Annotated in this window: 9 protein-coding genes; 7 read left to right on the forward strand and 2 right to left on the reverse strand. The window is 65.7% G+C overall.

Features of this window, described 5'->3' with window-relative positions; all coding sequences use genetic code 11:
* The first annotated feature begins 25 nt into the window (after positions 1-25).
* A complete protein-coding gene (locus ACE3P0_RS20160; protein WP_374404593.1) occupies positions 26-235 on the forward strand; it encodes a hypothetical protein in 210 nt (69 codons plus the stop codon).
* Here ACE3P0_RS20160 and ACE3P0_RS20165 read toward each other — a convergent pair.
* Entirely contained in the window at positions 232-2109 is a 1878-nt protein-coding gene (locus ACE3P0_RS20165) for a patatin-like phospholipase family protein (RefSeq protein WP_374404594.1), read from the reverse strand. The genes ACE3P0_RS20160 and ACE3P0_RS20165 overlap by 4 nt on opposite strands.
* Before the next feature lie 332 nt (positions 2110-2441).
* On the opposite strand from ACE3P0_RS20165, the gene ACE3P0_RS20170 reads away from it, so the two are divergent.
* The gene (locus ACE3P0_RS20170; protein ID WP_374404595.1) at positions 2442-3272 is read left to right on the forward strand and encodes a crotonase/enoyl-CoA hydratase family protein; all 831 of its coding nucleotides are present in this window, start codon (positions 2442-2444) and stop codon (positions 3270-3272) included.
* 95 nt (positions 3273-3367) lie between these two features.
* A complete protein-coding gene (locus tag ACE3P0_RS20175) occupies positions 3368-4618 on the forward strand; it encodes a hypothetical protein (protein ID WP_374404596.1) in 1251 nt (416 codons plus the stop codon).
* Here the strand turns inward: ACE3P0_RS20175 and ACE3P0_RS20180 are convergent.
* Positions 4596-5354, reverse strand: coding sequence for a pseudouridine synthase (locus tag ACE3P0_RS20180; RefSeq protein ID WP_374404597.1), 759 nt, complete (start codon positions 5352-5354; stop codon positions 4596-4598). The genes ACE3P0_RS20175 and ACE3P0_RS20180 overlap by 23 nt on opposite strands.
* 109 nt (positions 5355-5463) lie before the next feature.
* Here ACE3P0_RS20180 and ACE3P0_RS20185 point away from each other — a divergent pair, with 109 nt between their 5' ends.
* From ACE3P0_RS20185 to phnE, 4 genes are all read left to right on the forward strand, one after another.
* The gene (locus ACE3P0_RS20185) at positions 5464-6111 is read left to right on the forward strand and encodes a hypothetical protein (protein ID WP_374404598.1); all 648 of its coding nucleotides are present in this window, start codon (positions 5464-5466) and stop codon (positions 6109-6111) included.
* A 166-nt stretch (positions 6112-6277) separates the two neighbouring features.
* Positions 6278-7147, forward strand: coding sequence for a putative selenate ABC transporter substrate-binding protein (locus ACE3P0_RS20190; protein ID WP_374404599.1), 870 nt, complete (start codon positions 6278-6280; stop codon positions 7145-7147).
* 71 nt (positions 7148-7218) lie between these two features.
* Positions 7219-8034, forward strand: coding sequence for a phosphonate ABC transporter ATP-binding protein (locus ACE3P0_RS20195; protein ID WP_374404601.1), 816 nt, complete (start codon positions 7219-7221; stop codon positions 8032-8034).
* A complete protein-coding gene (gene phnE / locus ACE3P0_RS20200; RefSeq protein ID WP_374404602.1) occupies positions 8025-9629 on the forward strand; it encodes a phosphonate ABC transporter, permease protein PhnE in 1605 nt (534 codons plus the stop codon). Before ACE3P0_RS20195 ends, phnE begins: the two co-directional genes overlap by 10 nt.
* The last annotated feature ends 326 nt before the right edge of the window (positions 9630-9955 follow it).

The following is a 9955-nucleotide window of genomic DNA, read 5'->3' on the forward strand; positions in this document are numbered from 1 at the left end:
ACGACAAGAAGATCAGGAGACCGCCATGAAACCGAATCGCCTCGACGACCAGCTCAATTCGATCCTTGTTGCTGCCTTCATCGGCATCGCCACCTTCACCGCCGCCGACGTGCTCGGCGGCGCGAGCTTCGGCCGCCAACTGAACAACCTGCCGCAAACCACCGCACAGGCGCAAACGCCATCGAAAGCCGTGGCGCACACCGGCCGCGGCGTCACGGTCGTCGCCGCGCGCTAGGCCGTTGTTGCTCGCGCCGGCATCACGCCATCAATACCGACTTCCACCAGCACCTGCTGGGCATGCATATAACCCTGCTCGACGATCTGGTCGAACTTGCTCCACTGCAGCAAGCCGACCCGTTCGAGCGGGGGGTTGAAGTAGAGATCGGTGCGACGCTGCGCATCGCGCTGACGCGACATGCTGTACAGGATCGTGACGTTCATCAGGTAGGCCGATAGCGACGGCAGACGATAACGCCGGCGATTGCGCGGCACCAGCCGATCACGCAGCAGCGCCCAGGTGCCGGGCACCTCGTCGAAATCCATACGGCGCGGTTTCTTGAAGTTCAGATCGACGCCGATCACCTTGCCCACGCCACGCATGCGCTGCATCACATCAACCGGGAAGTTGTTGAAGGTGCCGCCATCGCACAGCAGATCGCCATCGACGATCACCGGCGGCAGCGCACCCGGAATCGAGATGCTCGCCCGCAGCGACTTCGCCAGATCACCGCGGTGGATTGGCTGCTCGCGTGCCTGCGAGTAATTGGTGGCGATGCAGAAGTAGTTCTTCCACAAATCCTCGATATCGATCTCGCGGCCGAAGAGCTCATCCATCGCCGCCTTGATGATGCCGCGCAGGCGCTGCCCCTTGATCAGCGACAGCATCGGCAGCCAGTTGAAATCGCTCGTCGGGTTGGTGCGGAAAGCCTTGCGGGCAACCTCGATCGCGCGCGGCAAGGGTTGGTCGCACGCCACCAGCGTTGCCATCACCGCGCCGATGCTGGTGCCGCCAACGTAGTCGATCTCCACGCCGCGCTCCTGCAGCGCACGCATCACGCCAAGGTGAGCAAAGCCACGTGCGCCGCCGCCCGCCAGCACCAGGCCAATCGCAGTGCGGCACTCGATGCGGGCCAGCCGCGCGATGTCGCGATCCAGCGCAGGGCGAATGTGGACATGGTCGCTCACCGCGCGCCGCGCAAGCCAGTGTTTCGTCCCCTCCGGGCAGGCACGTTCCGCCGGGTGCAAGAGCACCAGAACCTCTGCGGCTTCGGCGTGTTCGGGGCGCATCGACAGGCAATCCGCTTCGATCGGGTGGATCGCGGGCGCCTGTGTTGCATCCGCAAACAGCAGGATCTCGTCGCAGTGGCGGCTGCAGCGCTTCGTCCACGGCGAAGGCGTGGCGTCGCTCAGCAGCAGCACGAAGTCGCTGGCCGCTTCGATTTCATCGAGCAGCAAGGCGATGCGCCGGTTCAGCACCGCGTCGTCGGCACCGGCGTTCGCGGCGCCCGGCTGCCCCAGCTCGCGATCGATCGTCGCGGTATCAATCAAACGCACCCTGCCGTAAAGGCCCATGGCATCGGCGAGGCGCGCACCGAGGTCGCCCAGATCCACGCCAGCGCTGATCGGAAAGAGGCCAATCGTCACCGGCAAGGCCAGCGGATTGCGCTGATGCTCGGTTTGCAAGCGGCGGATGATCTGCCGCGTAAGCGCCATCGATACCTGCGGGCTGCGCGCCAGCAAGGTGTGGAACTGCGATTTGTCGAGCCGCACCAGTACCGAGTCGCGAATCGCCACTACCGTCGCGGAACGCGGTGCGTCGGTGTAAAGGCTCATCTCGCCGATGATCTGGCCTCGCCCCATTTCGCGCACCATGCGCGACGCCCCATCGTCGCCCCGCACATAGGCACGTAGTCGCCCGCTCACCGACAGGTACATCGCGTCGCCCGGATCACCCTGTTCGATCAGCCTCTCGCCGCCAGCCACTTCCACCCATTCGAGCTGCGACAGCAGCAGGCTCATCGCCGCCGGCTCGATGTCACCCAGAAAATCGTGGAGATAGCGCACGAGCAGCGGATCGAGGTGCGGTGAGCGCGCAGATGTCTGACTCATGGCGAGACCTCAAACCCGCCACGACGTGCGCAGCGGATCAGTTGAAAAGGGATGGATCCGGACACCAATGCCCGACAACGCGCCAATTTCAAACGGCCGCCACGGCAACAGGCCCGGAACAATATCGGCAAAAGATCGGCAGCGGTCAAACGCTTTGCACGGCGGGTGCCGATACCACCCGAATGCTTGCAAATCGACACTGCAAGCGGTTCCGCGCCCCCCCGTCGCGTGCTAGCGTGCGCCTTCTCAGCGCAAACCCGGTAGCCCGCACTCGGCCGCCCTCCCCCTCGTTTGCCCGCACCCGCATCCAACCACTCGAGGAGGCTCACGCCATGAGCGAAACGATCCCCAACAACCTGCAAACCCTTGCGCTGTCGCTCAACAGCGGCGTCGCACGCATCACGCTCAATCGCCCCGACAAGCTCAACGCGCTGAACGACGAGATGTGGCGCGAGCTGCGCGAAGCCTTCACCTGGGCAGACCGCACCGCCGCTGTCCGCGTCGTGATCCTCGGCGGCAACGGCCGCGCATTCTCGACCGGCATTGATCTGGCGATGCTCGCCGGCCTGCGCGAGCGCATCCGCCACGCCGACCTGGCGCGCAGCCAGGAACTGCTGCGCGCACTGATCCTCGATCTGCAGGATTGCGTCAGCAGCATCGAGCGCTGCCGCAAGCCGGTGGTCGCCGCAATCCACGGCCCCTGTATCGGCGGCGCGGTGGACATCGTCAGCGCGTGCGACATGCGTTACGCCAGCGCCAACGCGATCTTCTCGGTACGCGAAATCGACATCGGCATGGCTGCCGACGTGGGCACGCTGCAGCGCCTGCCACGCATCATCCCGGATGGCATCGCACGCGAACTGGCCTACACCGGCCGCAACGTACTCGCCGACGAAGCGAAGGAATTCGGCCTCGTAAACCGCGTGTTCGACACCCCCGAGCAACTGCTCGAAGGTGTGGCGGAAGTCGCCGCAACCGTGGCAGCAAAGTCGCCCCTCGCTATCCGCGGCGTGAAGGAAATGCTCAACTACGGGCGCGACCACTCGGTCGAAGATGGCCTGCGCTACGTCGCAACGTGGAATGCCTCAGCCCTGCTCTCGGAAGACATGCAGGAGAGCGCAGCAGCGATGATGCAGAAGCGCGCACCGAGCTACCGCGACTGAGGCGTTCCCGGCGCACAACGCCCCGTGCCACTGGCAATTCGCGCGGGGCGAACCAGAATGAAACGGGGAGTCGTGTTCATTCAAGGGGAGCCATCATGCGTCGATCACTCATTGCTGTCGCCGTCGGCAGCGCACTGCTCGGTTTTGCCGGAAACGCCGTCGCACAGGGCAAGGGCAGCAAGACCACCCAGGTCGTCAAACCACCGGTGGCGCAAGCCTGGATCGACGTCGCCACCTTCTCCGGCATGATGGGCGGCATGCCCGGCGGGAGCGTGATGGAGGGGCTGTCCGGCCTCTTCGGCGGCAAGAAGGACGGCGGCAACCGCTTCGGCATGACGCAGGCCGGCAGCAGCGGCCGCTGGCTCGACGTCACCCTCGCAACGCGGAAGAATCCATCGCTGACCGAAGGGCTCCAGTCGGTGCCGCAGGGCAGCAAGCTCGCGCCCACGCTGGCGCTCGTCGCCACCCCGCCGGAGAAGCCCAAGGCCGTGCCGGAAAGCGACGACGAGGTGAGCGAACCCGAGCCGATGGAACGCCCCAAGGGCAAGATCTACTTCTACTGGGGCTGCAGCGAAACCGTGCGCAGTGGCCAGCCCAAGGTGCTGGACATGAGCAAGGCCTCGCCCGCCGACTTCGGCAAGTTCTTCCAGGCGCGGCGTGCCACGCAACGCGGCGCCCACCAGGGCAGCGGCAAGCCGGTGTGGCCGAACCCACGCGATACCAGGAAGGTGCCCGAGGGCGCATCGCTGGTCGGCGAACATGGCTTCAGCGGCGAAGGCGTGCCCGAGGGCTTCCGTTTCCCGATCGGCGCACAGCAGGACTTCATGCCCGCGATCGATCTGAAACAACGCGACAGCGGCAACGCCACACAGCTCGAATGGGCCGCCCTGCCGACGGCACGCGCCTACTTCCTCTCGGCAATGGGCGCTCGCGGCGAACAGGAAATGGTGTTCTGGTCCTCCAGCGAAGTGCCGGAAACCGGCTTCGGCCTGATCGACTACCAGACCAATCCGGCGGTCGACCGCTGGCTCGGCGAGAAGGTCTTACTGCCGCCCAGCACGCAGAAATGCGCAATCCCGAAAGAGGTGTTCGGCGACAAGGGCGCCATGCTGCGGATGATCGCCTATGGCAATGAAGCCTCCGTCGCCTACCCGCCGCGCCCGAGCGACCCGAAGATCGCCTGGGAGCCCGAGTGGTCCGCCCGTATTCGCGTCAAGTCGGTCGCAACCACGATGCTCGGCATGCCAGGCATGGGTGACGCGATGCGCGGCGAAGACTCAAGCCAGAAGCCGCAGCAGCAAGCCCCGGGCGCGCTCGATCTGCTCAAGGGGATTCTGGGCCGCTGAATGAACGGCTGACCCGCGCGAGTTCGCCGTCCCACCCAAAACGCTGCAGCAGGCTTGCATAGTCACCACTCAAGTCTGCCTGCAGCGCGAGCACCTGCCCACTGCGCGGATGCTGCAGCGTCATCGCGGCACAGTGCAGCAGCAGGCGCGCACAGCCGAGCTGCTCGGCGAACATGCGGTTGTGGCGTCCCTTGCCATAGGTGGCGTCGCCGATCACCGGATGCGAGATGTGCTTGAGATGGCGCCGGATCTGGTGCCGCCGCCCGGTCTCGGGGGCGAGTTCCAGCCACGCGTAGCGGCTGGTCGGGTGGCGGTCGTCGGGCACCGGCAGTTCGATCGTCGCGAGGCGTCGATACGCGGTTCGGGCCTCCTGCGGCGGCGCCAGGCCGTCGATCGGCAGTTCGTATTCGTCTCGCACGACTTTTAGCGGATGCTCAATCACGCCGGCTTCGTCCGGCCATCCGCGCACCACCGCGAGGTAGCGTTTCTCGACTGCCCGGGTTTCGAACTGGGCGGCCAGCGCGGCAGCGGTCTCGCGTTCAAACGCGAACACCAGTACGCCGGAGGTGCCCTTGTCGAGCCTGTGTACCGGGATCACGCGGCGGCCGATCTGGTCTCGCAGGAGTTGCACCGCGAAGCGGGTTTCGTGGCGGTCCAGCATCGAACGGTGCACCAGCAGGCCCGCTGGTTTGTCGATGGCGACGAGGTCATCGTCGAGGTGAAGCAGTTTGAGCATGCGGATAACACTCGGATACAGAGTGCCGATGTTACGGCAGCAACAAGCCTTGTCGGAGCCCGGCGCTGGCGGGATACTCGGCACATCATCATCCGCGGAGGCCTACGCCATGAACGCTGACTTACCGAACCTGGCCCGCCGCATGGCGATGGGCCTGATTACCATGACCCTGCTGGCCGGTTGCGCCTCGACCCGCTTGACGAGCGCCTGGCGCGACAGCGACTACGCCGGGCCGCCACTCAAGAAACTGGTCGTAATCGGCGTTTCGGACGAGATCGCGGCCCGCCGCGTGTTCGAAGACGATTTCGCCAAGGCCTTGTCCGATGTGGGCGTCGAGGCAATACCCGGCTATCGCCTGCTGCCCGAAAAACCGCAGCGCAATGTGGAAGAGATGCGCGAAGCCGTCGCGAAAAGCGGCGCCGACGGCATTCTGGTCGCCCGCGCCTTGCGTGTGGAAAAGCGTACCCAGTACTCGCCCGGCACGATGACGGTGATGCCGGCCTACGGTTACGGCTACCGCAGCTTCTGGGGCTACTACGGCGCCGGCGCGATGATCAGCGAACCGCGTTTGTACCAGTACGATGTGGTGACGATCGAAACCAACCTGTGGCCAGCGCCCGAAGGCAAGGTGATGTGGTCCGGGCTCTCCGAGACAACAGATCCGGCCAGCATCCAGAAATCAACCGCCGAACTGGCCAAGATCGTCATCGGCGCACTCAAGGAACAGCGTCTGATCGTCGGCGGCATTCAGAAGTAGCAGTCGCTCGTTGTACGCCCTCGAACAAGGCGCCCGCTGGGCGCCTTGTTCGCTTGTGCGGCCCGGTATAATCCCGCTCGTGGTCTGAGTACCGCCCCGACGCAAGATCCCAACACGTAAACCCCGGCGCAAGGCCCTGTGCCGAGGTGGTTATTCTGGAGCCAACATGCTGATCCTATTCCGTCGCCACGCCCTGCGTGGTCTGGCGGCGTTCGCCTTTGCGGCGCTCGCCCTCCCCGCCTTCGCACAGATGAAGGAACTCAAGGTTTCCGCCATCCCGGACGAAGCCCCCACCGAACTGCAACGCAAGTTCGCGCCGCTCGGCAAGTACCTTGAGAAAGAAATCGGCATGCCGGTGAGCTTCGTGCCGGTGACCGACTACGCTGGCGTGGTCGAGGCCCTGGCCGCCAAGCGCATCGACATGGCCTGGCTGGGCGGTTTCACCTTCGTGCAAGCCAAACTACGCACTGGCGGCACCGCAATTCCGCTGGTGCAGCGCGCCGAGGACGAGAAATTCACCAGCCGCTTCATCACCGCCGATCCGGCGATCAAGTCCTTCGCCGACCTCAAGGGCAAGACCTTCGCCTTCGGCTCGGCCTCGTCGACCTCGGGCCACCTGATGCCGCGCTACTTCCTGCTGCAGGCGGGCCTCACGCCGGAGAAGGATTTCAAAACCGTCGCGTTCTCGGGCGCGCACGACGCCACGGTGGCCTTCGTGGCCTCAGGCCGCGCCGATGCCGGCGTGCTCAACGCCTCTGTGTGGGACAAGCTGGTCGAGAGCGGCAAGGTTGATACCAGCAAGGTGCGCGTATTCACCACCACGCCCGCCTACTTTGACTACAACTGGACAGTGCGCGGCGACCTCGACCCGGCCGTGATGAAGAAGCTGCGCGATGCATTCCTGAAGCTCGACCCGGCCAACCCGGAGCACAAGGAGATCATGGCGCTGCAGCGCGCCACCCGCTTCGTTGCTACGAAGCCGGAGAACTACCACAGCATCGAACAAGCCGCGCAGTCCGCCGGCCTGCTGCGCTGATTCCCTGACCTTGCCCCGGCTTCGCATGCGCGTGGCCGGGCTTTGTTTCACTCCGAGTCCGGTAGCCCCTCATGGACCTTCGCATTTCCGATCTGCGCGTTGACTACGGCGCAGATCAGCCGGGCCTTGCCGCCATCGATCTGAGCATTGCCAGCGGTGAGCAAGTCGCGATCATCGGGCCCTCGGGCGCGGGCAAGACCAGCCTGCTGCGCTGCCTCGGCACTGCGCTGAAGCCCAGCGCCGGCAAACTCGAGATCGACGGCGCACAGCCCTGGCAGATCAGCCGCAACGCACTGCGCACGCTGCGCAGCCGCATCGGCACCGTGCACCAGGCACCACCACTGCCACCGCGGCAACGTGTCGTCACCGCAACGCTGGCGGGGCGACTCGGCCAATGGCCGGCGTGGAAGTCGCTGCTGTCGCTGCTCGCCCCGCAGGACATCGTGGGCGCGCGCGCCGCGCTTGAACGCGTCGACCTGCAAGACAAACTCTTCGAGCGCTGCGATCAACTCTCGGGTGGGCAACTGCAGCGCGTCGGCATTGCACGCGTGCTGTACCAGGCACCAGCACTGATCCTGGCCGACGAACCGGTCTCCGCACTCGACCCCGCGCTCGCCGACCACACGTTGGCCGTACTTTGCGAGGATGCCCGTCAACGCGGCGCAACGCTGATCGCCAGCCTGCACGCGGTGGAACTGGCGCTGGCGCGCTTTCCGCGCATCGTCGGCGTGCGCGATGGCCGCATCGCCTTCGACAAGGCCGCTGACGCGATCACCGAAGCCGACCTCAAGGCGCTCTACGCGTCCGAACGCATCACGCCGGGCGAACTGAACGGCAGCCATGCGATCACACCGCGGGTCACCGCAACCGGGCTGCCATGCTGCTGAAGCGCGACTCACGTGACCCGGCGCTCAATCAGCGCCTGTTGCTGAGCTTCCTGGCGCTCGCGCTCGCATGGCCGATCGGCCACATTGCGGGCGTCAATCCCGCTGCGCTGGTCGAGCCGGCCAATCTTCGTGTGGTCGGCAGCTTCGTGGCCGGTTTCTGGCCGCTCGCGCACGACAGCTTCTTCCTTGGCCTGCTTGGCGATGCAGTAGTGCAGACGCTGGCGATCGCCACCGTCGGCACGCTGCTCGCCTTGCTGATCGCGATGCCGCTCGCAGTCGGCAGCACCGCGGCGCTCTCGATCACCGCCATCGGCCCAGCACCCCGCAGCCTGTGGCGCCCTGCTTCTCGTCAGGCGCTGCGTGCGCTGACACTGCTGCTGCGCGGCGTACCGGAACTTGTTTGGGCCCTGCTCTTCGTGCGGGTGTTCGGCCTCGGCCCCAGCGCGGCCGTACTGGCGCTGGCGCTGACCTACGGCGGCATGCTCGCCAAGGTGTTCAGCGAGATCCTCGACTCCGCCGACCGCCGCCCCGCCCGCGCGATTCTCGCGGCCGGCGGCAGCCGCTTTGATGCGTTGATGTACGGCCTGCTGCCGGTCGCTGCCGCAGAGCTGCTTTCCTACACCGTCTATCGCTGGGAATGTGCGCTGCGCGCCGCGGTGGTGATGGGTCTGGTCGGCGCAGGCGGGCTCGGTCAGTTGATGGACCAGTCGATGAAGGCCTTCAATGGTGGCGAGATCGCGAGCATCCTCAGCGCCTTCCTGCTGCTGGTGCTCTTCGCCGACATGCTGTCCGACGTGCTGCGCCGCTGGATGGCCAGCACCCGTACAGGTGGGCTGCGCGCCGCGAGCGGCTGGATGCTTACCTTCGCGGCAGCGTTCGCCTGCGTGGTGGCGTGGGGCTATATCGGGCTGGATCTCGGCGCCCTACTGGGCGACCGCGCGGGCAGCGATATCGCACGCTTCCTGCGCGAATTCCTGCCACCTGCGCACGACGCCGCGCTACTGACGAAAATCGCCAGCGGCGCCATCGAAACGCTCGCCACATCCCTCGTCGGCACCGTGCTGGCTGCACTGCTCGCCGTCGCGCTCGCCCTGCCCGCCGCCGGCCGCGCCGGCAAGATCGCGAAGTCGCTGACGCGCTTTCTGCTGAACCTGCTGCGTGCGGTGCCCGAGCTGGTCTGGGCCACGATCACCGTACTCGCGGCCGGCCTTGGCCCCTTTGCCGGCGCCTTGGCGCTCGCGTTGCACACCGGTGGCGTACTCGGCCGCCTGTATGCGGAAGCACTGGAAAACGCACCGCCCGCGGCCGAAGCCTCGTTGCACGCCAGCGGCGCACCGCGCGCGCTCGCCTTCCTCTACGGCGCACTGCCGGAAGTCGCGCCCCAATGGCTGGCTTACACGCTTTACCGTTGGGAGATCAACATCCGCATGGCCGCCGTGATGGGTTTCGTTGGCGCAGGAGGTCTCGGCCAGTTGCTCTACTACGAGCTGTCGCTGTTCCGCCTCGACAACGCCTGCAGTGTTATCGTCGCCATGCTGATCCTGGCGCTGCTAGTGGATCAAGCCAGCGCAATCCTGCGACGCAAGATGGGTTGAGTCCTCGTATCGAGGCCCCTGATCACCCCACAACCGGGTTCATGCCTGCAAGGACCCGGTCGCGTCGCGCCTCGGCATGCGATTTTGCGCTCCGAGGCGAAGCAGCGCGTCCTGCCGCGTGGCCAGCGTGTGGAGGCTCGACATCGGGCGCAGCAATCAACCGAGCGATCGGCGCCGATCCGCTTCATGACAGCTTCATTTGGCGGACACACCGGACTGCCAATGACTGCCACGAACTGCCACGTCATGCCAAAAACACAGCATAGGCAGCTTCCGTACTTTGCAATCATTCGCAATCGACGTGCAAGTTGTTGATTTTCATTGCA

Origin of the sequence: Niveibacterium sp., assembly GCF_041909475.1 — a bacterium.
In the GTDB taxonomy this organism is placed as follows: Bacteria; Pseudomonadota; Gammaproteobacteria; order Burkholderiales; family Rhodocyclaceae; genus Niveibacterium.

What these genes read in the sequence shown, in the direction of transcription:
- ACE3P0_RS20165 (WP_374404594.1), bottom strand. Translation starts at nt 2,109, where the DNA reads ATGAGTCAGACATCTGCGCGCTCACCGCACCTCGATCCGCTGCTCGTG.
- ACE3P0_RS20180 (WP_374404597.1), bottom strand. Translation starts at nt 5,354, where the DNA reads ATGCTCAAACTGCTTCACCTCGACGATGACCTCGTCGCCATCGACAAA.
- ACE3P0_RS20185 (WP_374404598.1), top strand. Translation starts at nt 5,464, where the DNA reads ATGAACGCTGACTTACCGAACCTGGCCCGCCGCATGGCGATGGGCCTG.
- ACE3P0_RS20175 (WP_374404596.1), top strand. Translation starts at nt 3,368, where the DNA reads ATGCGTCGATCACTCATTGCTGTCGCCGTCGGCAGCGCACTGCTCGGT.
- ACE3P0_RS20170 (WP_374404595.1), top strand. Translation starts at nt 2,442, where the DNA reads ATGAGCGAAACGATCCCCAACAACCTGCAAACCCTTGCGCTGTCGCTC.
- ACE3P0_RS20160 (WP_374404593.1), top strand. Translation starts at nt 26, where the DNA reads ATGAAACCGAATCGCCTCGACGACCAGCTCAATTCGATCCTTGTTGCT.
- phnE (WP_374404602.1), top strand. Translation starts at nt 8,025, where the DNA reads ATGCTGCTGAAGCGCGACTCACGTGACCCGGCGCTCAATCAGCGCCTG.
- ACE3P0_RS20195 (WP_374404601.1), top strand. Translation starts at nt 7,219, where the DNA reads ATGGACCTTCGCATTTCCGATCTGCGCGTTGACTACGGCGCAGATCAG.
- ACE3P0_RS20190 (WP_374404599.1), top strand. Translation starts at nt 6,278, where the DNA reads ATGCTGATCCTATTCCGTCGCCACGCCCTGCGTGGTCTGGCGGCGTTC.